General features: G+C 53.4%; 20 protein-coding genes. 15 read left to right on the forward strand and 5 right to left on the reverse strand.

Translation table 11 applies throughout. From position 1 onward, the window contains the following. Positions 1 to 13 precede the first annotated feature (13 nt). From JW814_01125 to JW814_01140, 4 genes are all read right to left on the reverse strand, one after another. Positions 14 to 1,219, reverse strand: coding sequence for a polysaccharide deacetylase family protein (locus JW814_01125; protein MBN2070029.1), 1,206 nt, complete (start codon positions 1,217 to 1,219; stop codon positions 14 to 16). Continuing rightward, positions 1,216 to 2,370 carry a glycosyltransferase gene (locus JW814_01130; GenBank protein ID MBN2070030.1) on the reverse strand — a complete coding sequence of 385 codons (1,155 nt, stop codon included), beginning with the start codon at positions 2,368 to 2,370 and terminating at the stop codon, positions 1,216 to 1,218. Before JW814_01130 ends, JW814_01125 begins: the two co-directional genes overlap by 4 nt. Before the next feature lie 221 nt (positions 2,371 to 2,591). Next, a complete protein-coding gene (locus tag JW814_01135; GenBank protein ID MBN2070031.1) occupies positions 2,592 to 3,299 on the reverse strand; it encodes a PorT family protein in 708 nt (235 codons plus the stop codon). 221 nt (positions 3,300 to 3,520) lie between these two features. Further along, positions 3,521 to 4,108 (reverse strand): PorT family protein, encoded by a 588-nt coding sequence (locus JW814_01140; GenBank protein ID MBN2070032.1) that lies wholly within the window; start codon positions 4,106 to 4,108, stop codon positions 3,521 to 3,523. Positions 4,109 to 4,770: 662 nt separating this feature from the next. Between JW814_01140 and JW814_01145 the strand changes: the two genes are divergently transcribed. From JW814_01145 to JW814_01190, 10 genes are all read left to right on the forward strand, one after another. Beyond that, positions 4,771 to 5,913 (forward strand): SPFH domain-containing protein, encoded by a 1,143-nt coding sequence (locus JW814_01145; protein MBN2070033.1) that lies wholly within the window; start codon positions 4,771 to 4,773, stop codon positions 5,911 to 5,913. A 7-nt stretch (positions 5,914 to 5,920) separates the two neighbouring features. After that, positions 5,921 to 6,625 carry a hypothetical protein gene (locus JW814_01150; GenBank protein MBN2070034.1) on the forward strand — a complete coding sequence of 235 codons (705 nt, stop codon included), beginning with the start codon at positions 5,921 to 5,923 and terminating at the stop codon, positions 6,623 to 6,625. Further along, positions 6,615 to 7,673 carry a hypothetical protein gene (locus JW814_01155; protein ID MBN2070035.1) on the forward strand — a complete coding sequence of 353 codons (1,059 nt, stop codon included), beginning with the start codon at positions 6,615 to 6,617 and terminating at the stop codon, positions 7,671 to 7,673. The genes JW814_01150 and JW814_01155 overlap by 11 nt, the downstream gene beginning before the upstream one ends. Then, positions 7,666 to 8,502: a hypothetical protein gene (locus JW814_01160; GenBank protein MBN2070036.1), complete on the forward strand. Its 837-nt coding sequence runs from the start codon at positions 7,666 to 7,668 to the stop codon at positions 8,500 to 8,502. The genes JW814_01155 and JW814_01160 overlap by 8 nt, the downstream gene beginning before the upstream one ends. 210 nt (positions 8,503 to 8,712) lie before the next feature. Beyond that, complete coding sequence (locus JW814_01165) at positions 8,713 to 10,260, forward strand: flippase (protein ID MBN2070037.1); 1,548 nt, start codon at positions 8,713 to 8,715, stop codon at positions 10,258 to 10,260. Beyond that, a complete protein-coding gene (locus JW814_01170) occupies positions 10,257 to 12,014 on the forward strand; it encodes a hypothetical protein (protein MBN2070038.1) in 1,758 nt (585 codons plus the stop codon). Before JW814_01165 ends, JW814_01170 begins: the two co-directional genes overlap by 4 nt. Positions 12,015 to 12,058: 44 nt before the next feature. Continuing rightward, positions 12,059 to 14,041: an asparagine synthase (glutamine-hydrolyzing) gene (gene asnB / locus JW814_01175; GenBank protein MBN2070039.1), complete on the forward strand. Its 1,983-nt coding sequence runs from the start codon at positions 12,059 to 12,061 to the stop codon at positions 14,039 to 14,041. A gap of 44 nt (positions 14,042 to 14,085) precedes the next feature. Then, a complete protein-coding gene (locus JW814_01180; protein ID MBN2070040.1) occupies positions 14,086 to 14,829 on the forward strand; it encodes a phosphocholine cytidylyltransferase family protein in 744 nt (247 codons plus the stop codon). 13 nt (positions 14,830 to 14,842) lie between these two features. Continuing rightward, positions 14,843 to 15,604, forward strand: coding sequence for a CDP-alcohol phosphatidyltransferase family protein (locus JW814_01185; GenBank protein ID MBN2070041.1), 762 nt, complete (start codon positions 14,843 to 14,845; stop codon positions 15,602 to 15,604). Next, positions 15,604 to 16,782: a glycosyltransferase family 4 protein gene (locus JW814_01190; GenBank protein MBN2070042.1), complete on the forward strand. Its 1,179-nt coding sequence runs from the start codon at positions 15,604 to 15,606 to the stop codon at positions 16,780 to 16,782. The genes JW814_01185 and JW814_01190 overlap by 1 nt, the downstream gene beginning before the upstream one ends. On the opposite strand, the gene JW814_01195 is transcribed toward JW814_01190, so the two are convergent. Continuing rightward, positions 16,727 to 17,905, reverse strand: a complete 1,179-nt coding sequence (locus tag JW814_01195) for a beta-lactamase family protein (protein ID MBN2070043.1) — start codon at positions 17,903 to 17,905, stop codon at positions 16,727 to 16,729. The two genes, JW814_01190 and JW814_01195, sit on opposite strands and share 56 nt — an antisense overlap. Positions 17,906 to 18,192: 287 nt before the next feature. Between JW814_01195 and JW814_01200 the strand changes: the two genes are divergently transcribed. From JW814_01200 to JW814_01220, 5 genes are read left to right on the forward strand one after another with little or no spacing between them, the layout of a single operon-like run. Continuing rightward, a complete protein-coding gene (locus tag JW814_01200; GenBank protein ID MBN2070044.1) occupies positions 18,193 to 18,813 on the forward strand; it encodes a hypothetical protein in 621 nt (206 codons plus the stop codon). 24 nt (positions 18,814 to 18,837) lie between these two features. Next, a complete protein-coding gene (locus JW814_01205) occupies positions 18,838 to 19,599 on the forward strand; it encodes a phosphatase PAP2 family protein (protein ID MBN2070045.1) in 762 nt (253 codons plus the stop codon). Then, the gene (locus JW814_01210; protein MBN2070046.1) at positions 19,563 to 20,927 is read left to right on the forward strand and encodes a DASS family sodium-coupled anion symporter; all 1,365 of its coding nucleotides are present in this window, start codon (positions 19,563 to 19,565) and stop codon (positions 20,925 to 20,927) included. The genes JW814_01205 and JW814_01210 overlap by 37 nt, the downstream gene beginning before the upstream one ends. 47 nt (positions 20,928 to 20,974) lie before the next feature. Beyond that, on the forward strand, positions 20,975 to 21,346 hold the full coding sequence (locus JW814_01215; GenBank protein MBN2070047.1) for a hypothetical protein: 372 nt from the start codon (positions 20,975 to 20,977) through the stop codon (positions 21,344 to 21,346). 20 nt (positions 21,347 to 21,366) lie between these two features. Beyond that, entirely contained in the window at positions 21,367 to 22,944 is a 1,578-nt protein-coding gene (locus JW814_01220) for a glycosyltransferase family 39 protein (GenBank protein ID MBN2070048.1), read from the forward strand. Positions 22,945 to 22,956 lie beyond the last annotated feature (12 nt).

A 22,956-nucleotide genomic window follows, 5' to 3' on the forward strand; every position in this document is an offset into this window, starting at 1 on the left:
GCTCCATTCTGTTTTATTTTTTCCCGCTCAGAAAACACCTGACGAGATATTTCATCTTATAACACCGCGATTTCCAAATCGACAGTTTTTTTCCCGCATACCCTTCAAGAATCGAGATGAAAAATCCCGGGTCTGTCCTGCGGATCACAAGGCCGCTTCGCGATATCCACGATCCGCAGCCTATCCTGTTGATCCTTCCGGCATCCTCGCCGTAGACATTTCTCATCGCGGGATTATGATAATCGGTCGTCGTAGCCAGATATCCCGATTCCGAAGCGATCCTCAGCGCCGTGTCGTTATACCCTCCGCCCGGCCAGCAGAGAAACCTCACCTCCTTCCCCAGTCTGTTCGACAGGAATTTTCGCGAACCGGCTATCTCTTCGGTGATCCTCTGCTCATATTCGTCCCGCGTCTCGAACCGGCCCGCCGAAGAGTGCTCGCCGCGGACGATAGAATCGAGTTCCTCCTTCCACTGCGCTCTGTCGAAATAGAGGTGCCCCCCGTTCTCCCTGACATGAGCGGTAAGAAGAGAAGCGACTTTCTCGTCGGGGAAATAACGCCTTGCGACTATCGATCTTTCAGATTCGTAGATCGGCGTGCCGTACGGCGCGTCACTTGCAAAATCCCTCGACATGTACTGATATTTCAGTTCGGGACGCAGATTCCATGAAAGCCAGGGCAGCGGCTGATACCCGCTGTTTCCCGCCGGCCTGTGGTAATCCACCACATCGCTGCCGCTGAAATACCATGTGTGAGTCCTCGCGTGGCTCTGTATCTCGATCGTGCCCGTCTTCTCCATTATAAGCATCTCGGAAAGAGAGAGGAACCCTTCCCCTGGCAGATCCTCCGGGCGTGATCTCCCTTCTTCCAGATCATCGAGATTGGGCCTCGGTTTCTCCGCGGGATCGATGAAATCGGTACTCATCCATATCACGGCATGATGTCCGTACTTTTTGAGGATCGGGTAGGCATACACCCAGTTATCGAGATACCCGTCGTCGAAGGTAAGGACGACCGGCCTGTCGGGAAGTGGAGCGTTATCTTTCATGTGCGAATGAAGCTGGGTGAGGGAGATCGTGTTCCATCCCTTTTCCCTCAGCAGACGCATCTGTCCTTCAAAGAGATCGACCGGCGTGACCAGGTGGGACCAGAGCCATCCCGGGCGCTCCGGCGCGATCGTATGATACATTACTACTGGTACCGCGTAGGGATTCTTCATCTTTTTCGTCCCGATCGACTCCTTGACTGAACAAGCTCCGTGTATATCGCGCCGAGCCTGTCGGCGGCCCTCCTTATACTGAAACGCTTTTCTACCGTCTCCAGTCCGTTGACGGCGAGTTTCTCCCCGAACAGCCGATCGGATAATATCCTTTCGAAAGCCCCGGCCAACGCTTTAATATCTCCGGAAGGCACAAGAAGCCCGTTCACTTCACCAGTGACAGCGTCTCCTACTCCTCCGACATCGGTGGAGACCACCGGCGTCCCTGCTGCCATGGCTTCGAGGATCGATACAGGCAACCCTTCCCGGACTGAAGAAAGGGCGAATATATCTGCGGCCGACAGAAGATCGGCGATATCCCTTCGCGTCCCCGCCATCTTTATATTATCTCCGGCTCCAAGGGAATCGATCTTCGCCTCGACCTCGCTTCTGCGATCGCCGTCGCCGACTATCAGGCACCTGGCACGGGGGATCTTTCCGCCCAGTTCGACCATGGCATCGACAAGAAGAGGATAGTTTTTCGCCTCCACGACCCTTCCCACCGACAGTATAAGCGGGTCGCCGTCATCCCATCCGAATTCGGTCATAAGCTTCTCTCTTGGCGGATGATTATTCCTGAACAGATCAGGATCCACCGCGTTCGGGATATAGATAAGTTTCTTTTCCGGCGTCTTCTCGTTCCTCCGCCTGATCTCGATGATATCGCGGCTCACGCATATCTTCGCGTCGGTGACGCGGTTCATGAGCCTTTCAATCGCCAGAAGCGGTCTTGATTTCCACAGGTTCTTTCCATGCTCTGTCGTCATCCGTACCGGGACCCCGGCGAACCACCCCGCCATGCGACCTATAAGGCCGGCATATTCAAGATGGGCGTGGACGACGCTGAACCGTCCGTCCTGAAGATATTTTACCAGTCTTAAAAACGAAAAGGGAAAATGGCGCCACCGAAAACCGAGGTAGAAGATCGAATCGACATACTCCGCCGCCTCATTCTCCATCTCCGGATCGCCGCGGTTGAAAAGGCACAGGGAAAGGGAGAACCGGTCATGATCGATATTCTTAAGAAGACCGAGCACCTGCACTTCGGCTCCGCCGACATGAAATTTCGGCATCATCACGCAGATTCTTATCTTGTCATTGCTGCCTGTCAAAACGCTTCTTTCTCAAGATCACCGGAAAGCTTAAAGAAAAGCCGTATGCAAGATTCGGACACAGCCGGTTAAAATCAGGACGATTATCATCTCATCCAGCCCTGAAGACAAGAAAAAACCGGCACCACGCTGGCCACGATACTCAAAGACAAGAAAAGGCGCGAAACCGCTTCCGGCTCCGCGCCTTGAAAAGTCATGGTAAAATCATGAGCACCTGTTATCTAGAAAGCCATACCGACCATCAGGATGAACGCCTTGTTCTTGCCTTTCTGCTCATCGATCTCTTCGGTCATCTCATCTTCCCACTCGACGACCTCGTACGTCACGTCTCCTCCCCCGATCAACTTTGTCAGCCCGTGCTCGTACCTGATATCAAATGTCAGGGCGGTCGATCCGATGTCATATTCGAACCCGCCGCCGAGGACAATGGAGAAATCGGTCTTGTTCATCGCCTTATCAGCATCGACATTAATATTGAATCTATACCCCGTTCCATGGATCTTCATATCGACTTTATCGCTCATGTTGAATCCGATACTCGGCCCAAAACAGAACCACGGCCTGAAAGCTCCTTCGAGCGGAATGGAGAACCTGGCGATAAGAGGGATCTCGATATAGTTGAATTTTCCCTCCATGTCGATAGTTCCCTCTTCCTCTTCATACTCCGCCTTGAATCCCTTCATGACGAAAAGAAGTTCCGGTTGAAAAATAAAACTCCCCGCGACGGGGTATTTCATATAGACTCCCCCCGCCATCCCCGTTCTCGCCTTCCCTTTCCAGTTGATATCCTCGTCGAGAAACTTCGGGACATCGGTGATCCCCGCTACCGCCATTCCGCCCTTGACTCCGAAAGAGATCCCTTCCGCGGCGGCTGCCTGGCTCATCACAGCAATCAGCATAAAAACGACAGGAACAAGAAAACGCTTCATGCGGTACCCTCCCATGTGAAATTGATAACGAGCAGCAACTATCCGGCCGCTATTGTCACATAATGAATATTTCGCTGGCAAGAAAAAAGGCGGCAGAAGGCTTCGAATCGGAGGATGGCGTTTTTGACCCGAACTCCGGCGGCCCACCAAAAGAAAAGGCGCGGGACCATCTTCCGGCCCCGCGCCTTGTTCTTACAGATAATATAAATTTGTCTTATGCCCTAGAAAGCATACCCGACGAGGAACATGATACCTGTATTCTTTACGTCCATTTCCGCATCGGAATCGTCGAGGGTGGTAAGGCCGAGAGCATACCTTACGTCGAAGGTCATGGCCCCTTCACCCATCGCGTATTCGAACCCGCCGCCAAAGACAAGACCGAAATCCATAGCCTTCACGTCATCAAGATCCTCTTCATCATCTTCATAATATTCCTTCGCGCTCATATTGAAACCAATATACGGACCGGCGAAGAAACAGGGAGCGAAAGCCCCTTCCATCGGCACGGCGAATTTGGCGAGGATAGGGATATCGATATAACTGAGTTTGATACCGGCATCGTCATCTATATCGGCTTTCGTGCCCTTCATCATGAAAAGAAGTTCAGGCTGAAGGCTGATCGATTCTGTCATCATGTAGTTCATGAATACTCCGCCGCCGAAGCAGAGCTTCATCTTGACGTCATCGATGTCATCCCCGGTAAGATTGGCAAGGTTCACTCCTGCCTTTACGCCGAAGGTCATTCCCTCGGCAAGAGCGGTACCGCTCAGAAGAGCGATAAGAGCAACAGCAATAATAAGACGCTTCATTAGATATCTCCTTGTCAGTTCAGTTTACCTTCATTTACAAGTGCTTGAATCAACCGCCCCGGCCGGGGCCCGGACCGATAATTATCACCTCGCTTTCAACGATCCGAATTACATCCAACCTTTCCCAAAAGCATTCTGCCACCGCACCAGATGATGGATTCCTCTTTTATTTAAACGATATTGTCACCTATTTGATCAAAGCTGGCAATAAAAAAACTTGTCTTTCTTAAAAATTTCCATAAATAAAATTTTCTTAAAATCCCTGGTTTTTTCATTCCCGCTTTGATTCAGTACCGCGAACTTTTTTTAATATCATATTCCTCCGCGAGGTCCACGCGGCGCATGAACGCGAAAAAATGTCTGCCAGTTGTACATTTCTTTGCCGGTTTCGTAAAGATCCGGCGCGAAAATCAGGGTTTCGCTTTATGCAGCAAAATCCGTACCCGCGCCCGCGTTACATCGATCAAAGAAATAAACGTTGTCATATCTCAAGTTGCAAAGCCGCGGGGTTTTGCGGAGTCATATTTGAAAATAATACGGCCGTAGAGGCTTAAAAGTTGCATTCTGGCATCCTGATTGCAGTTAAATCGATGATCACAGGCAGCAGACACTGATCACTGATAAAAATATTATCATTCAGGCCTAAGGCCCAAGGAGGAAATATGTCGCAATTCATGGAAGTACTCGAATGGTTTGATGAATCGGGAGCCGAGATAGTCCACAGGATACCGCCTGAAGGATCGGCCGAAATAAAAATGGGCGCTCAGCTTATCGTCAGGGACAATCAGAGCTCCGTCTTCTTCAAAGACGGAAAAGGGCTCGACGTCTTCGGCTCGGGGCGCCATACCCTCACTACAAAAAACCTTCCTATACTTACGAAGATCCTCGCGCTGCCATGGGGTTTTAAAAGTCCCTTCAGGGCGGAAGTCTATTTCGTCAATATGAAGACCTTTCTCAACCAGAAATGGGGAACTAAAGACCCGGTCGCTTTCAAGGACAGCCGGCTCGGCCTCGTCCGGCTGAGAGCTTTCGGGCTGTATACATTCAAGATCAAGGAACCTGTCCTTTTTATCAACAGCGTCGTTGGTACCCAGGGCGTCTACACCAGTGAAATGATCGGCGACTACCTGCGCGATGTCGTGGTAGCGAGGATGAACGATCTTTTCGGTGAAAAACTCGATTCGATCTTCGAACTCCCGCAGTTCTACGACGAGCTGGCGGTCGAGATCAGGGATCGCCTCGTAAACGATTTTTCAAAATACGGCATGGAGCTGACCGATTTCTTCATCAGTTCGATCACCCCTCCCCCTGAGGTCCAGAAGATGATCGACGAGAGAAGCGGACTCGCCGCGGTCGGAAATCTCGACGATTTCTTCAAATTCAAGGCGGCAAAAGCGATGGGCGACGCCGCTTCCAGCGGAGGGTCGGGCGGAGCAGCCGGAGCGGCGGCGGCGTCCGGCATGGGCGTCGGCGTAGGCGCGGGGCTCGGCATGATGATCCCGGGGATGCTCGCTCAGAATATCCCGAGCCGGGCGCGAGGGAACACCGCCACCGCCGAGCAGAGATCGGCCTGTCCGAAATGCCACAACGAAGTCTCCGTTGAATCAAGATTCTGTCAGAATTGCGGGACTCAGCTTGTCGTCATGAACCGGTGCCCCGAGTGCGAGACCGATCTGCCGGCTGAGGCAAAGTTCTGCAGCAGCTGCGGACACAGGCTCGGAACGGGCCTTGTCTGCCCTCACTGCGGCATGTCGCTTCCGCATGGGACCAGATTCTGCACGAATTGCGGAGAAGGAGTGGAATAGGAAAGCGATGCTGGTCAGATGCAACCTTTGTGGCGGTGAAAACGAGACGCAGCCGGGGCAGGAGATGCTCTTCTGCGCGTATTGCGGATGCTCTCTCGTCGTAGAGGAGACCCGCCTTTGCGAACATCTGATCCTTCCACACGAAAGAAACGACAAAACAGCTCAGCAGGCGCTTGTATCTTTTCTCAACATGAAAAGCCTGGCCAGAGCGAAAGAAATGAAGATCGAGTTCGCCTTCGTTCCCTACCTGATGATCGAGGACGACAGGGAGAAAATGCGAACTCTGCCGGCCCCGGGAGCTCCATCATGGTCTCTGCCACTTCCCCATCCACCTTCGGGAAACTATTCCTTCTTTGACGCGGAGCTGGCAGGAAAGGAAAAGACATTTATGCCGAAGGAGCTGCCCGGCGAATCGAGGAAACTTCTGCATATCCCTCTTTACAGGATCAGGTACAAAGCGGCGGGCGAAGAATACGAAGCTCTCGTCACCGCGGAGAACCTCTTCGTTATAGCTTCGACCCTTCCTCCTCCGAGGCCATCTTCCGTCAACACCACCAATATCCTTATGGCGGCGATCCTTTTTACAGCCTTTCTTTTTATCGGCAGGCTGGGCAACGGCCTTGCCGGCCGGCTCGGATATATAATGCTTGCCGCCACGGCGGGGTTCGCCATCGTTTCCATCCGGGAAAGGATGAAAAGAAGTGAAGAGTAAGGTCGAGGCGCCTATCGTGACACCAGTCTTTGAGAAGGGGAACAGCCCGCGTCCAGCCGGAGCTTCCGACCGATCCGAGACTGTCGGAATAACATGCCCCGACTGCGGTGGATCGCTCAGGCTCCGCTCCGGGGAGAAAAGCATACGATGCCAGTACTGCGGATCGGCCCTCTACGTCATAAGCCCGAAAGGGGTAAAACAGTTCATCCTTCCTCCAGTCATATCTGACGGCAAAGCAAGACTCGCCGCCCTTCATTTCCTATCAGAGAAGACAGGCGGAAAGATAAAAGCCCGTCACGCGTCGATCCTTGACATTCGGCTGATCAACGTCCCTTTCTGGAGGCTCAAAGGAAGGCTCGCCGGATGGGTATGCGGAGAAAAAATCACGAGAAGACAGATCGAAGTCTCAGCTCCCGGCCCCAACGGGACCCAGACCCGTTTCAAGACGATCGAGGAGCGTTCCCCTTTCTCTAAACTTATTTATAAAAATGTCGACTGGAGCACTCCCGCCTGTTCCCTCCGGGACCTCGGTCTCCAGGGAATAGCCCTGAAGGCCCGGCTTCTCGACTGGAACATCTTCGATCATGAATTGAAAAAAACGCTCAATATCGCCCTGCCGATGAAAACTAGAAAAGAGGCGGAAAGAGACGCTTTCCAGCATCTCTCGACCCTCGCCAAACCGGCATCGTCCAACATTAGAAGCAGCAGATTCGATATTTTCAGCAAGGACTTCTCGATATATTACTACCCGGTGTATATCCTGCGTTACAGGCACGCGGGCAGGATATATTCGATCACCGTGGACGGGAACGAGGGTCATATTATCAGGGGAGATTATCCCCGGCAGAAAAAAGGAAGCCGCGCTCTGATCTTTTTTATCCCGGCGACGCTCGCTTTTCTGTTCGGAACCTGGGCTCCTCTCGTGCCGATAGCGGCGCTGGCCGTCTATATCTGCAATATGGCGGCAGAAGGCAGATTCATCGCGCCGCATCACTGGTTGATGGGCAACCTGCAAAAGTGGCTGGGAGGAGGCTCCACCGATGGATAACGGATACAGGATCAGGGATCTCAAGTGCGGACATTGCGGCAACCACCTTCCGGTGATGGGCGAGTACCTTACCTTCCAGTGCGACCGGTGCTACAGATACTGGATAATATCAGGAGACTCCCTCAAACCACTCTCACCCGCGAGAGTCGTCCTGCCGCACGATTACGATGGAGAACCTGTCTTTCTTCCCTTCTGGATCATCGAGATAGATCGAGATAAGATGAGAAGAAATATTGAATCAGCCTGCGCTTCCTTGCGGGAGATATCCTGCGCCATAGTAGAGACCGGGGCAGAGGCGAGTCCGTCGCTCGTCGACGGGATTATTGACGAGCTCACTGGTCGCGGAAAGGAAGCAAGATCAAAAGTGATATTCGGCTCTGTCAGCGAAGGGATAAGGACCCCCGAAAGTGGTGAACTCGGATTCATGCTTCGAAAGATCGATCAGATGGAGAGTTTCAACATATTCGTGCCGGCCTTTTACGCCGCCAACACGTACGCTTATATAAAGGTCGGAAGGCTCCTGACGAAACAGCAACCGCCGTTCACCGTTTCGACAGCGCTCGGGCCGGGAAGGCCCCTTATGTGTTCGCTCAGGCCATCGGAAGCGAAGATACTGATGGATTATATATTCATAGCGACCCTTCCCGATTCGATCCGGGAAAGCGGGGACCTGCCGGGGATGATCCGCCTTGAAGCGTCTTCCCTTCCCAGGCTCGTCGAATTCCCTTTCGAACTCGACGGCCCATCGTATCGATCTCTCACCGGCAACTTCCATATCGCGAGGCAACTGATAGAGATGGATGGATCCGATAAAGAACTCCGGGTCTAAATACTTTCCCCCAGTTGTGGAAATAAATTCCCTCCTGAATGATCCGTGCTGAGTCAGATCTGCCAGGCAAAATGATCCGCCTTGATAACACCCATAACGGCAACGGGTTACCAACGTCCAATTAATTCGTTTTTCCAGCCGGAGAAGGCAGTCTTCTTGCGTTAACCGATTACCGCCTATGAGATCGAACGAAAAAGGAGCTAAAACAGTTTGACTGACGCTACAGTTGTCGATAAACGGGAAAAACACTCCCCGGAAGACAGGCATGAAATAAAAGAGCACGCGATACCGTCGTTGGAAGAGTCCGGTGAAGGTTCAAAGGTCGAATCTTCCCCCGTCATCGGGAGAGTCCTGAGAAATACCCTGTCGCTTACCGGAGCGAACGCGGTATCTTCCGTCCTCGCTTTTTTTGCCACCGCCTATCTCGCCCGGGTACTCGCCGCGGAAGGATTCGGAATACTCGGTTTCGCCCAGGCGGCGATAACATATTTCACTCTTTTTATAAATATGGGGTTTACTCATTTCGGCGTCAGGGAGATCGCCAGAAACCCTTCCAGCACTGAAAAATACGTCAACAATATAGTGACGATCAGGATCATACTCGCCACAGTCGCCTACGCCCTTCTGCTCCTTTTCACCTCGATGCTTTCCAAGCCGATGACGGTAAAACTCGTGATGCTTGTACTGGGACTGAAACTCTACTCAATGACATTCCATCTCAGGTGGGTCTTCCAGGGCAGGGAGAAGATGGGCTGGATAGCTTTGAGCAGGATAGCCCCCCAGCTGCTCTATGCGGTATCGGTCTGGGTCCTGATAAAGGAAAGCTCCCAGATCATCCGTGTGCCGGCGCTACAGGTCGCCTCCGTGACGGCAGGCAGCCTTATCCTGCTGGCCAGTTACATCCATGGAGGTCACCGCATCCGATTGAGTTTCGACCTGGCCTTCTGGAAAGACGCTTTCAGACAGAGCCTGCCGATGGCGGCAAGCTTCATACTCAGCCAGATCTACGTCAACTTCGACATGATAATGCTCGGATTCACCCACGGCGAGGAGACTGTCGGATATTACCATGCCGCGTACAAGATCATTTTCACGATCAATCTTTTCGGCACTTACTATTTCTTCAGCCTCTTTCCCAACCTTTCGCGCGTATTTTCATCATCGGTAAAACAGCTCGGCCTTCTTCTATCCAAGAGCATGCGGCACATGATAATCCTTCTTGTCCCGATATCCGCCGGAGGGATGGTACTGGCCGGACCGATGATCCGGACGGCATTCGGAAACGGCTATGCGGCAAGCATCCTCCCCCTGCAGATCCTCATCTGGAGCATCGCGATAATCAATATCCGCCAGCATTTCAGTAACACCCTGATCGCTTCGAACAGGCAGAAGCGCTACCTCCTCTGCGCCTCTCTCGGAGCTGTGACGAATATTATCCTTAACCTTATATTCATTCCGGCCTTCGGGATGAGCGCGGCGGCTGCGACGACCCTCTTTTCGGAACTTGTCGTCATGCTGACGATGTACCGGGAGACGAGGAAGGTCATATCGATAAATATACTCCCGATGCTGTGGAAGCCTGTTGCCGCTTCGACGGGGATGGTCGCCGTATTGATGATAATCCCGGGATGGAACGTCTTTCTCAGAACAGGATTCGGGATCGCAGTATATTTTCCGATCCTCTTTGTCACGAGAGGAATATCAGTTAAAGAGATCAAGGCGATGGCCACTCATCTGCGAGAATGGAGAAGAAGATGATGCTGACAAAAACAGGCGTCAGCCTCACCGGGCCGGCAGACCTTTTTACGCCGACCCACCTCTGCCAGCAACCGAAATACCGCGTCGCGGGAGGCCGCTGGACCAGCAGCTTCAATAAAGCGGCGATGGAGGCAAGTGGCGACCTTCACTGGGACACCGCGGCGATTCTCTCATCGATAGCTTTCCACTACCCGGTCGGCGACCTGACGATGGTCAGGGAAGTATCGAGAAATCCATGGCTCTCGGAAACAGGCGGGGCTGATGACCCGATCCTTTCGGAGATTCCGCCTCACGGCTGGCGCGCCGGGACTCCCCCGTCGATCGCCGAAGACCTCGGGGTATTGTTATACGAAGAAGGCAGGCGGGTATGCACCGGTAGAAATGAGATATATATCCTCCTTTCAGGTGGGCTCGACAGCAGGATAGTCGCCGGCACTCTCCGGCACCTGTGGAAAGACGGCGTGATAGATAATAGACCGGTCGGACTTACATGGGGACTGGAGAATTCAAGAGACGCGGTATACGCTAAAGCAGTGGCCGACATCCTCGATTTCGACTGGATCAATATTCCGGTAACTCCCGGGACACTTTTTGACAATATCGATCTCTCCGCCGCGAACGGGGCTCTTGTCCCTCCGCCAGATCTGCACCGCGTCTCATGGTTCTCATCGTTGAGCCGGGACGCCATCGTCCTTGCCGGAAGTTACGGCGATTCGATAGGCCGCGCCGAGTTCAGCGGCAATCACCTGCTGGAACTCGAAGCTCATTCGCCGTTAAATCTTTTCGGGCTTGTAAGGCCAGATCTCTGCGCTTCAGCGGCGGACAGGATCACCGGACAGCTTGAAAATCTCTCATCAAGGGCTCCCGATGAACCTGAATATGCCAGGTTCGAACATGAGCAGCAGGCTCATTACATGAGGGGGATGATACACCAGGCGATGAGCCTTATCGGAAAACACTGCTCGATCTACCAGTTCTTTACCGATCCTTCGGTATATTCATATATATGGTCGATCCATCCATCGATGCGAGGCGACAGGGTGTACGGATATCTCCTTGAATCGCTGGACAGCCGTCTGGCCCGGCTTCCATGGGCAAGAACGAACAGGGCGCTGAGGGGAAGGACTGAAGGCGCGGAAAGAGGTCTGGCAGTTGATTTTCACCGTTACTGCGAATGGATAAGCGGCCCGCTATATAAAAAGATCTCCGAGATCGTCGATCCGGACTGGTTCGAAGGGACCGGCATATTCGTCAGGGAGAAGGTCGAAGCGCTCGGGAAAAGAATCGCTGCCGGCGGATCCAGTTGCCACCAGGACAGTTTCAAACCTTATAACGTCTGGCTGTGGCTGGCGAGCCTGAGACGAATGGAGGAGATCCAGCGCTGTAATGGAAAATCGATAATCCCGGGACAATTCGCCATAAGACCATGCCCTCCCGAACTCGAGGACCATCCGGCAGACAAAAGGTCTCTCCTCAGAAAGCTTGCTTCAAAAAGCGAACTGGCCAGGAATCTGAAGAGAAAAGCAAGGAGAGCTCTCCTTAAGCGAAAAGCGTTTAAAAACTTTCCTCCCGCTGGAATTGGTCGTGAGACCCCCATGCGGGACCAATCGCGTCTTGAAGAGCCTGGAGGAAGCCGGCCTGATGGACCGGCCGGATTCCAAAGACAAAAGACTAAAGTCCCAGCGGGGATATCCGATCAGAAATGCGGGGACCCTGAAGCGGTGGCAGGGAAGTCACGGCATATTAGAAGATGATCGATAGCGTAAACAAAGAGACTGAAACGGAGGAGTGACCTCGAATGTGCGGAATAACAGGGATCTTTCACCTTGATCCAAGAGAAAATGCCGATCCCGCCCTGCTCGAAAGAATGACATCTCTTCTCGAGCACAGGGGGCCCGATGACGAAGGGTTTTTTTACGAAGGCAGGATCGCGCTGGGCCACAGAAGGCTGTCCATCATAGATCTCGATACGGGGCACCAGCCGATGTCGGACAGCGAAAAGACGATCTGGATCGTCTTTAATGGAGAAATCTACAATTTTAAAAAGATCCGACGCGAGCTGTCGCGGAAAGGCCATTCTTTCAGGACCCGCTCCGACACCGAAGTGATCATCGAAGCGTATAAGGAATGGGGGACTGAATTCGTCGAAAGATTCAACGGGATGTTCGCCCTCGCGCTATGGGACAAGGCAAATAGCCGGCTCGTCATCGCCAGGGACAGGCTTGGAATCAAGCCTCTCTACACTTCAATAGTCGACGGGACTCTCCTTTTCGCCTCTGAGATGAAATCGATCCTCGCGCACCCGCGTTTCCGGCGCGAAGTCGATCCGGAAAGCATATCAAGCTATCTCGGCTACAGGTGCGTACCCGGAGAAAAGACCCTTTTCACAGGCATCGAAAAACTCTCTCCCGGACATCTGCTGATAGTTGAGAACGGATATATGTCCAAGGTCCGGTACTGGAACCTTCCCGCTCCGGGCAAAGGCAGGGACAGGGGAGAAGAATATTACATCAGCAAGATCCGTTCGCTGCTGAAGCGTTCGGTTAAAAGCCGCATGATAAGCGATGTGCCTCTCGGCGCCTATCTCAGCGGCGGCCTTGACAGTTCGATAATCGTCTCGATAATGGCCCGTCTCAGCGCGAAACCGGTAAAGACATACACGATCGGGTTCGAGGACGAGGGTTTTAACGAACTCAAATATGCCAGAGCGGTCGCCAACGCGTTCCGGACCGATCATACAGAGATAATCGTCGATGACCGTGAATATATCGATCTTATCCCCAGGCTGATCAGGATGAAGGATGCCCCGCTCGCCGTCGCCAATGAAGTGCCGCTCCATATCATGTCGAGAGAGCTGCGCAAGGATATAACTGTCGTTCTTTCGGGAGAAGGCGCCGACGAACTCTTCGCCGGATACGGCAGGATATTCAGGTCGCCGTTCGACTACGAGAGGGCACGGTTCCTCGAGGATGACACGACGATCCACGCTGAATACCGGGAGAGACTACTTTCGAAACTGCAGGATATTTACGGTGTGAGAAGTTTCGTCGGGGAACTCGATCACTTTATCAACAAGTACCACTGGCTCAGCAGGCTTGACAAGGAAGCTCTCCTTTCGAGCCGGATAATAGACAAAATAAACGGAGATTCAAGAGTGGTCGACTTTTTTGCCCGTCAGTTCAAGGAAATGGAAGGAGCATCACACTATGAAAAACTCCTTTATATCTTTCAAAAAACGCATCTCGAAAACCTTCTGATGCGGGTCGACATGACGACGATGGCGACCTCTGTCGAAGCAAGGGTGCCGTTCGTCGATCATGAATTGATAGAGTTCGTCTTCTCGATGCCTTTTGAATACAAACTAAGATGGAAAAGTGACGTGCACAGGCTGATGGCCGCCTTTCTGCCGAGTGACGAGATCAGCGAGATCTACGATACGCCAAAATATATTCTCAAGGCATCATACCGCGACGATCTTCCCGAAGAAATAACAGACCGCAGGAAAATGGGGTTTCCCGTGCCCCTTGACAGATGGACGGGAGGAAGATACCAGGAGTTCATGAAAGAGATCCTTCTTGATGAAAGGACCAGGCGGCGCGGGATCTTCAACCTCGACGCGATTGAAAAATGGCTGGCCGGAGACAGGACCAGCAATCATTCTTCATCCCTGAAACTCTGGATGCTTATGAACCTCGAGATCTGGTTCAGGGAATATATCGATCAGGTTCCGGTGAACGAGACACCTGACATTGGAAAAATCCACCTCGTTCAGAACGCTTAAGGCAGGATATCGGCCTGTCATGACAGGGAAGGAATGAAGGAAAGATGAAAGTGATCATACTCGCCGCGGGAAAGGGAGAGCGCCTCTATCCACTGACGAAGAACAGTCCGAAATCCCTTCTCGAACTCGGAGGCGGCAAAACGGTACTCGAAAGCCAGCTCGATCATATCGTCGAAGCGGGAATACACGATGTCACTATCGTGACCGGGTACAAGACCGAACAGATCGAAGCAAAGATAATCGACCGCACTGATCCGGAGATCTCGATATGTTATAACCCGTTTTTCGCCACAAGCAACAATCTGATATCCGCCTGGATGGCGGTGCGTCAGACTAACGAGAACTTCGTCCTCGTCAACGGGGATGACGTCTTCCGCCCGCATGTCCTTTCCGGGCTGATCGAATCGCGCCATGATATAACGATGGTGATCGACCGGAAGGAAAAGTACGATTCGGACGACATGAAAGTCGTCACTTCCGGCGGGCTCGTCCACAAAGTAAGCAAACAGATCGGAGAAGAGGAAGCGAACGGAGAATCGATCGGGATGATCATGTTCAGGGGAAAGGGGAGGGGGATAATCCTCGATACTCTCGAGGAGATGGCTCGAAAAGAAGAAAACAAACAGATATTCTATCTTGCCGCCCTCCAGAATATCATGGACAAGGGATACCCGGTCCATTATCACGAATGTTCCCGCGAAGACTGGGCGGAGATCGATTTCCACTCGGATCTGTCATTCATCCGCAAACATATCGAGAATTTCGCGGCTGATATAGTCAATATATAAGAAAGGGACGGCGATGGAATCGATAGCCCGGCTGAAAGAGATATGCAGAAGGGATAATTTCGATGACAACCAGCGTACGATGGGCTCGGCGGCGAGGATATCGATCTATTTCACGCGGCTTTTTCTCATGATGAAGATGTCCGCCAACCAGGTCACATGGCTCTTCACCTTTCTTGGAACTGTCGGAGCTCTCTGCTTTCTTTCCCCTGGAGTCGCCGGCGCGGCGGCGGGATACATACTTTACCGCCTGCACGTGATAGTCGACGTCTCCGACGGGGAAGTGGCTAGGTACCGCGATACTTTCAGCCCCTTCGGCGCCTACCTCGACTACCTCACTCATTACTTCGTGTATAATATCGTTCTTTTCGCCATACCATTCAGGTTCTTCCTCGATACTGGAAAAGCCTGGGGACTTGTCACCGGCGCCGTACTGATGCTTTCGATCACCCTGAACCGCGCCTCGGTCGACTGCTGGTTCCGCGCCAACTTCGGAAAGCGCGACCGCGGCGATATCGAGGAAGGCGGCCGGAACGCTGGCAGAAGCGCTCTCGCGCCGATCGTGAAGTGGTCGGTACTGGCGGCGAGCAGGGCATCTGGATTACAGACCTTTCTCGACCTCTACCTCATCTCGATGATCGTCGAATCGATCACCGGAGTCGAGTCAAGGAGCTGGCTGATCCCCTCTTACGCTCTGATCCTTTTTTCCTTCACGATAGCAAGGATCGCGTACACGATTTTCAGGGGACAGATACCGAGAAGGGCGACATACTACTGATGCGAACTCTCGAAGAAAAAAGAACCGCGCGGGCGATTTCTCCGGCGGAAAAAGAGGATCTTTCATATCTGCGGGTCTGCAGGATCGCCTCATATCCTACGCACGCCTCTCCGGGAACCGGACTGCCCGGGTATTACCTCTCTTCTGAGACAGGCGCTCCGACCCTCTTCCTGACGAGAAAAGTCGAAGACGCTCTCCCCGTACCGGACAACACCGATCTGATGATGATAGATTATGACAGCCCCGCTTTCGGCGAAAAGCCGGACCTTATCACGGCGGCGGCCAAGATAAGGGGACTGGTGAGATTCTTTGCCGCCTCCACCTCTCAGATGCGCCGTTTCGGGCCTGATATCGTTCACATACACTCCCCCCTCTACCTTATGCACGCCATCTGGGCGAAACTTTTCCTTCGGGCGAAGATATGCATGACCTTCCATGGATCGGACCTGCTGAGGATAAAAAGATCCCCCCTGCTGAAACTGACGATCAGTAAAACAGTCGACGCCGTATTCCACGTGTCATCGACGATGAGGGAAGCAATCGCCGGATTTCTTCCGGAAAGAATCATCCACTATGCTCCCAACGGAGTCGATACGGAAAGATTCAGAGATGTCGGGCTGGAGAGGAAGGATCAGATCGTCGCCCTCGGCAACCTTCGATGGCAGAAGGGATATAAATACCTTGTCGAAGCTTTTTCGATGCTTGGAGAAAGAGGTTACAGGCTCGTCATCATCGGCGAGGGCCCTCTAAGGAAGGAGCTGCAGGACCAGATCGACCGTCTCGGGCTGACGGCACGGATCTCGCTCGCTGGCAAAAAAGGGTATGATGAGATCCTGAGAATATTGAACGAAAGCAGGATATACGTGATGTCCTCCATATCAGAAGGTTTCCCAAAGGCGCTTCTCGAAGGTATCGCGACGGGACTGCCCGCCGTGACGACCGACGTCGGAAGCTGCCAGGAAGTCACCGATGGGATCGGAATATGCGTTCCCGCCGCCGACGCCGGGGCGCTTGGCGAAGCTCTTGAAAAAATGATTTCCGACGCCCGGCTCAGGGAGCGCTGCGCCTCGATGGCGAGGCATAAAGCGGAGCAGTACAGCTGGGAGAGATCGTGCCGGATCGTCAAAGAGGTCTACCGGACTCTTCTGCCCCCTTCTTCTCAAGGATCCCGCGAATGATCCTGACCGCTTCATCGGTCAGGACTCTGCCTTTCACGGCGTTTCTCCGGGTTACAGCCCCTGCCACGGCAAGATCGATCTCCGGAAAATAGAAAGTGAATGTGTTCCAGAACCCCGTATGTCCCCATCCCGTGATCCCGTCGACTTCGATACTCCATATTCCCGCCCTGTACGTTCCCTGGTCGGGAGCGATCACCATCGACAGCATAGTATCGAGAGTCGATTTTTGCTTGTAGACCTGCCCGCTGAACAGCGCCTTTTCGAAGAGGGCCAGATCCCTCGCCGTAGAGATCAGTCCTCCGCCGCCGTAGAGATCGATAGATGGATCGACGTCATATGAATCGGCGTCCCCGAAGTACTGGTGAGCTATAGCGCCCACGGCGGCGGGGACCGCTTCGACAGATTCGGTCCAGGTATGATCGAGCCCGAGCCTGTCGAATCCGACCAGGTCGCGCATCGCCCCAGCCATAGTTTTTCCGGTGACTTCCTCGAGGATCTTTCCAAGGAGGATATACCCCGTATCAGAATAGTGCCACCTCTCGCCCGGTCCGCCGTATGGAGCGCCAAGTTCGATCGCAAGCTTCAACTGATCGAGCCTGCTCCACTTTCTCCCCGGATCGTCAAGGATCATCTCTGTATACTCCTCACCGGCGTGTTCGTACATACCGCTCGTGTGTGTAAGCAGATGCCTGATCCTCATCATATCCGGCCGGTATCCGTCGGCGACAAGCATATCGACATAAAGCGGCGGCAGGTAGTGGCTGATCGGATCGTCGAGCCTGATCTTCCCTTCCTCGAAGAGCCGGAGGATCGAAACGGCGATAAATGTCTTTGTATTGCTGGCAATCCGGAAGGCGTGATCCACCGTCAGCGGCGCTCCCCCGGTCATCCCTTCAAATCCAGCCGCCGAGCCATAGGAAAGACAAAGGCCCGGCTGATCGATATATATCGATATCCCCGGGATAGTGCTGTCTCTTGCGAGCACGCCGGCAAGAAGGGTGTCGATACCGGCCTCAGCCTCTACCGTTGCAAAGGTACGCTCACACTCCCGCTCCCCTCCCTTTGAGCAGGAGATGAAGAAAGCCATGCCGAAAAGCAGAAATGTCCTGATGATAATTTTCATCGATCCCTCCATCGAGAAGCCCGGGAGTATTTCACGCCACATCCTTGATCGGTAATATTTACCGGCAATCAGTATAGGACAGTTTCACGGGGTGACGCAAAGCTCTCTTTACGCGGTGGCCGGCATTTTTCTCTTGTTTCACGCGCAAAGAAGAGGAACAAGGCTTGAAAAATATCGTAAAAGATGTAAAGTACTACCGACCTTCGGCCTCAGCATTCGATTCTGGGGCCGTATGCCGGAGTCAAAACCTGCCAGGCGGCAAGCCGCCCGGGGAAAAGGAGGAGGAAGTGATCTGGAAAGGATTATTCGTTATCATCGCTTTAACTCTGCTCATAGCGCCTGTCGAAGCCCTGGCGCAATCGACCGTGGAGAATGCAGGCGATGGCGGCTCAGGATCGTTTTTCGATAAAGTTCTCTTCAGCGTCGACGCCGGAATAAGCATGCCGATGGGAGATATCTCCGATTTTTACAACACCGGCTTCGTAATAGGCGTCAATGGATTCTATCCCTGGTCGGAGCGCCTGCATTTCGGAGGAAGGATAGCTTACAACAAATGGGGGATCGACGATGGAGGATGGACCGGCAGCGATGTGGACGGCGGATCTTCGATGATGGAGTTCATGCCGATGGCGCGCTATCTCTTCCCCAACAAGGATGCATCCTCGACGACCTTTTTCGCCCAGGGAGGACTCGGATTCTACAGGTTCTCATTCGATGTCGACGTGACGGCTGGTGGTATCACGGAAAACTATGATGATTCCGATATCAACATGGGCCTCTGTCTCGGCGGCGGCGTGATCCTCGAGAGAGGAAGCAGGGAATTGATAGTCCAGCCGATGCTCAACCAGGTCTTTACCGACGGCGACTCATCGACGTATATATCGATTACTGTCGGGATGGCTTTCTAACCCAGACCTCTGATGGAGCGGGAAATGAGAACCGCCACCTTTATAATGATAATGCTGCTGAGTCTGCCGGGGCTGCCATGCGCGGTCCTGGCAGATTCCTTATCGACAGGACCCTCCGTCGCCGGGGCGGTGAAAGATACGCTGCCGGAAAAGACCCACGGCGAACCGGAGATCGAAGTCTCCCTCTTCCGGGCGCTGAACACCGCCGCTCAGAACCGGTTTTTCGATCTTGTCATGCCGGTCATCACCGATTTCAGCAAATGGAGGATAGTACTGCTGGTCGTATGGGCCTTCCTTGTACTTGCCGGCGGGCCAAAGGGACGTTGGGCCGCTTTCATGATGATACCCCTTATCGCAGCTTCCGACCAGCTCTGCGCCTCACTGATAAAACCCGCCGTAGCCCGGGCCCGCCCCTGCCAGGTCCTTGGTGGAGTGCATTTCTGGCATGGAACGGCGGGGTGGATAACGACTCCGCTGCAGGTGACGAAAAGTTATAAATCATCCTTTTCGTTCCCTTCCAACCACGCTGCAAATATGACAGCGGCGATGCTTTTTCTCGGCCTCGTCTACAGAAAATGGATAATTCCGCTTCTTCTGATAGCGCTGGCAGTATCCTACTCACGAGTTTACATAGGAGTCCACTGGACCTCGGACGTGTCGGCGGGGATCGCGATCGGCGCCCTTCTCGCTCTGGCCGCCTGGAAAGCTTTCAGATATCTCGGATTCGACTCGGATGAAAGGAGATGGAGATGGAAATCCTTACAGGGAAAAATATCAGGACATTGATAATCGTCGCCATTTCCCTCGCCGCCGGATTCGCCGTCAGCCGATTCACTCCGGAAGGCCTCAGCCCTGCCGGCCAGGTCACTCTCGGGATATTCACGGTCGCGGCTATTCTATGGGTACTCGAACCTTTCCCTCTCTATGTTACATCCTTCATCATCGTATTTCTTGAAGTGGTCTTCCTCGGTAGAAGCTCGGGACCGCTCGGTTTCTCCGGAAACCAGTACGCGATATTCCTGACACCTTTTTTTAACCCGGTCGTAGTCCTTTTCCTCGGCGGGTTCGCCATGGCCAACGCCGTAAAACGGTATAAACTCGACGAGAGGATCTCAAGGTCGATCCTTCGCCGCGTCGGCAGAAAGCCGAATACAGTTCTTCTCGGGATGATGGTGACGACGGCTTTTCTCTCGATGTGGATCTCGAACACGGCGACAACCGCCCTTATGCTGGCAGTTGCGATACCGGTGATGAGGCCGTTCCCGGCCGACGAGCCGTTCAGAAAAGCGATCATACTGGGAATCCCGTTCGCGGCGAATATCGGCGGAATGGGAACGCCGATCGGCACTCCTCCCAACGCCATCGCGATGGGAATACTCGACAACATGGGTATGGGGATAACATTCACCGGATGGATGATCCGCGGCCTCCCCCTCGTCCTCATTCTCCTCGCTGCTTGCTGGCTGATCCTCTGCAGGATGTTTCCAACAGCGATAAAGACGATCGAGATAAAAATGCCTGAGAAAGAAGAGGTTCTCGGCGTTAAATCAAAATTCATACTGTATACATTCGCCGCTGTGATCATCCTATGGCTTACTTCGAAATTCCACGGTATTCCCTCGTCGATCGTCGCGCTGATACCGGTGATCGTATTTTTCAGCCTCCGAATCCTCGAGGAAGAGGACCTGAAGGACCTGGGCTGGAACATACTCTTCATAATAGGAGGCGGAATGAGCCTCGGCGTGGCGATGCAGGAAAGCGGCCTGAGCAGATGGATGGTCAGCCTGATACCGTTCGGCGGAATAGGACTCTTTCCCGTGCTTCTCCTGTTCGCCCTCTCCGCCGCGGCGATGACCACCTTCATCTCGAACAGCGCCACGGCAAACCTGCTTGTCCCAATCGCCGTGGGAATAACTGTTGTACCGGCGCAGACGAGCGCCGTCGTAATAGCCCTCGCCGCCTCGGCTGCCATGATTCTACCGATAAGCACTCCTCCCAACGCGATCGCTTACGGCTCCGGCCAGGTCCAAGTCAGGGAGATGGCAAGGAGCGGATCGATAATAACTCTGGTTTCCGTTCTGGCAGTCACTCTTTACCTCTTTCTGCTCTTCTGACGATGAGACGGGGCCCGATCTGAATCCGAAAGGAGAACCTGATACTGATGGACGAAAAAAAGAAAGGGATAGAAAGGGCAAGAGTGGAGCACTGCCCTTCATGCGGTTCCACCCTGACTAAAAACAACATGTTTTTCTCCAAGGGAAAGCGGGTGCGCGTCTATATCGAATGCGGCGAATGCGGGGAGTTCGTCGCGAGATACACTCTTCTTTCGTATACATCGGACAAATCTTATGAATCGCTTCTGAGAAAGATGCGTTTCACAAGGACCAGCAGTGGTAAGAGTACGATGAAAATGGTCGAAGGATTCGAAGAGGACGTAAAAAAAGAGTTTGAACACGTGATCGCGCTTGTCAGAACGAACGAGGACAAACGCCATATAGAAGATATCATCCTGGAAGACGACCTGCTTGAATAGGATTGCGAGGACACGCCGCGATGAGACAGGTGAAAAAAGACAGCAGCAGGCTTTTTATCAGCGAATCGTTTCTTGCCGCGCTCGTTGTCTTTACCGCTCTGGCGCTTCGACTCGCACATCTCCTCTTCACCGCAAAACTGAATCCGCTTGCGACAGACCTGGTGCTCGACGCCGCCGTATACGACCGCTGGGCCAAAGTGATCGTATGGGGAGGAGACCCGGTATCAACACAGCTGATGCAGGCCCCCCTCTTCCCCTGGTTCGTCTCTACCATCTACAGGGTCTTCGGTCCCAGTCTCACCGCTGTCAGGGCCGTCCAGGCTCTCCTTGGAACGATAACGGTCGGACTGATCCTCACTTACACAAGGAGGCTCTTCCGTTCGTCTGCCGCGGGGATCATAGCCGGGACGTTCATCGCCCTCTACCTGCCGGCTATCTTCTATGAAGGAGTCCTCGCTCCGGCGACCCTTGTGCTTTTCCTCAATTCTCTTTTCGTTTTTCTCATGATACCTGAAAGCCGCTACCCGTCGGCGCCGAGGCTTCTTCTCGCAGGATTCGTTCTCGGCCTCTCCGTAATGGCCAAACCTGTCGCTCTGCTTCTGCTTCCTTTTGCCATACTGCACCTCCTGCTCAGGATCAGGAAATTCGAGGGTGGATACCTGGCTGACAGGCGAAGAGAGTGGGCCGGTTACTTGAGGACTCTTTCGTTCTCCTCGGTCATGATGGTCTTCGGCATCGCGATCGCCGCGGCTCCGCTATCAATCAGGAACGCCAGGCTCACGGGAGAATTCATCCCTCTCACTACCGGCGGCGGAATAAACTTCTATATCGGAAACAACCCTGAAGCGAACGGTTTCTATTCCGTCCCCTTCTACCGGGGAGAAGCCCTCGGCGGATCGCCCGAGGAGCAGAGGATCCGAATGCACGATATAGCTTCGGACGAGGAGGGGAAAGACCTTACCCACTCTGAAGTTTCAAGGTTCTGGATGAGAAAGGGTAAAGATTCCATCCTGGAAGATCCGATCAGGTGGATGAGGCTGCTGGGCCGCAAATCGGTCTATTTCTGGAACAGCTATGAAAGGGCGAATATCGAGAGTCTCCCCTTTCACAGGCGTTTCGGCGGAATACTCTCTCTTCCGCTTTTCACTTTCGGGATCGTCGCGCCCCTGGCCCTGGCGGGGATCTTCATCTCGCGCGGAAGGTGGCGACAGCTGACGCTTCTCTACGGAGGGATTGCGGCTTATTTCGCCGCCGCTCTTTTATTCTACGTCCTGGCAAGATACAGGCTGCCCATCGTTGTCTTTCTAATACCGTTCGCCGGAGCGGGAGCGGCCGGTATATTGAAGATGCTCATAAAGAGAGAATGGGTCCCGGCTGTCCTGGCGATAATAATATTCCTTCTCATCACCAGGCTGGTCAATACTCCGGTCGCGAAAGATACAGTCACCGGTGAATCCCGGCAACTCGTCCGGCTTGGCATCGTCTATGTCGGCCATGGAGACAAAATAAAAGCGAGGGCCTCCTTTGAGGAAGCCCTCAGGAAAAATCCCGCGGACAGGCAGGCCAGAGAAAGCCTCGAGCTTCTCGATAGGCACTGACGATCCTCCCGC

The organism is Candidatus Krumholzibacteriota bacterium (genome assembly GCA_016932415.1).
Lineage (GTDB): Bacteria > Krumholzibacteriota > Krumholzibacteriia > Krumholzibacteriales > Krumholzibacteriaceae > Krumholzibacterium.

Coding starts and splice junctions, on each gene's coding strand:
- JW814_01220 (MBN2070048.1), top strand. CDS start 21,367: ATGAGACAGGTGAAAAAAGACAGCAGCAGGCTTTTTATCAGCGAATCG.
- JW814_01160 (MBN2070036.1), top strand. CDS start 7,666: ATGGATAACGGATACAGGATCAGGGATCTCAAGTGCGGACATTGCGGC.
- JW814_01195 (MBN2070043.1), bottom strand. CDS start 17,905: ATGAAAATTATCATCAGGACATTTCTGCTTTTCGGCATGGCTTTCTTC.
- JW814_01205 (MBN2070045.1), top strand. CDS start 18,838: ATGAGAACCGCCACCTTTATAATGATAATGCTGCTGAGTCTGCCGGGG.
- JW814_01185 (MBN2070041.1), top strand. CDS start 14,843: ATGGAATCGATAGCCCGGCTGAAAGAGATATGCAGAAGGGATAATTTC.
- JW814_01140 (MBN2070032.1), bottom strand. CDS start 4,108: ATGAAGCGTCTTATTATTGCTGTTGCTCTTATCGCTCTTCTGAGCGGT.
- JW814_01150 (MBN2070034.1), top strand. CDS start 5,921: ATGCTGGTCAGATGCAACCTTTGTGGCGGTGAAAACGAGACGCAGCCG.
- JW814_01215 (MBN2070047.1), top strand. CDS start 20,975: ATGGACGAAAAAAAGAAAGGGATAGAAAGGGCAAGAGTGGAGCACTGC.
- asnB (MBN2070039.1), top strand. CDS start 12,059: ATGTGCGGAATAACAGGGATCTTTCACCTTGATCCAAGAGAAAATGCC.
- JW814_01125 (MBN2070029.1), bottom strand. CDS start 1,219: ATGAAGAATCCCTACGCGGTACCAGTAGTAATGTATCATACGATCGCG.
- JW814_01180 (MBN2070040.1), top strand. CDS start 14,086: ATGAAAGTGATCATACTCGCCGCGGGAAAGGGAGAGCGCCTCTATCCA.
- JW814_01135 (MBN2070031.1), bottom strand. CDS start 3,299: ATGAAGCGTTTTCTTGTTCCTGTCGTTTTTATGCTGATTGCTGTGATG.
- JW814_01210 (MBN2070046.1), top strand. CDS start 19,563: ATGGAAATCCTTACAGGGAAAAATATCAGGACATTGATAATCGTCGCC.
- JW814_01145 (MBN2070033.1), top strand. CDS start 4,771: ATGTCGCAATTCATGGAAGTACTCGAATGGTTTGATGAATCGGGAGCC.
- JW814_01170 (MBN2070038.1), top strand. CDS start 10,257: ATGATGCTGACAAAAACAGGCGTCAGCCTCACCGGGCCGGCAGACCTT.
- JW814_01190 (MBN2070042.1), top strand. CDS start 15,604: ATGCGAACTCTCGAAGAAAAAAGAACCGCGCGGGCGATTTCTCCGGCG.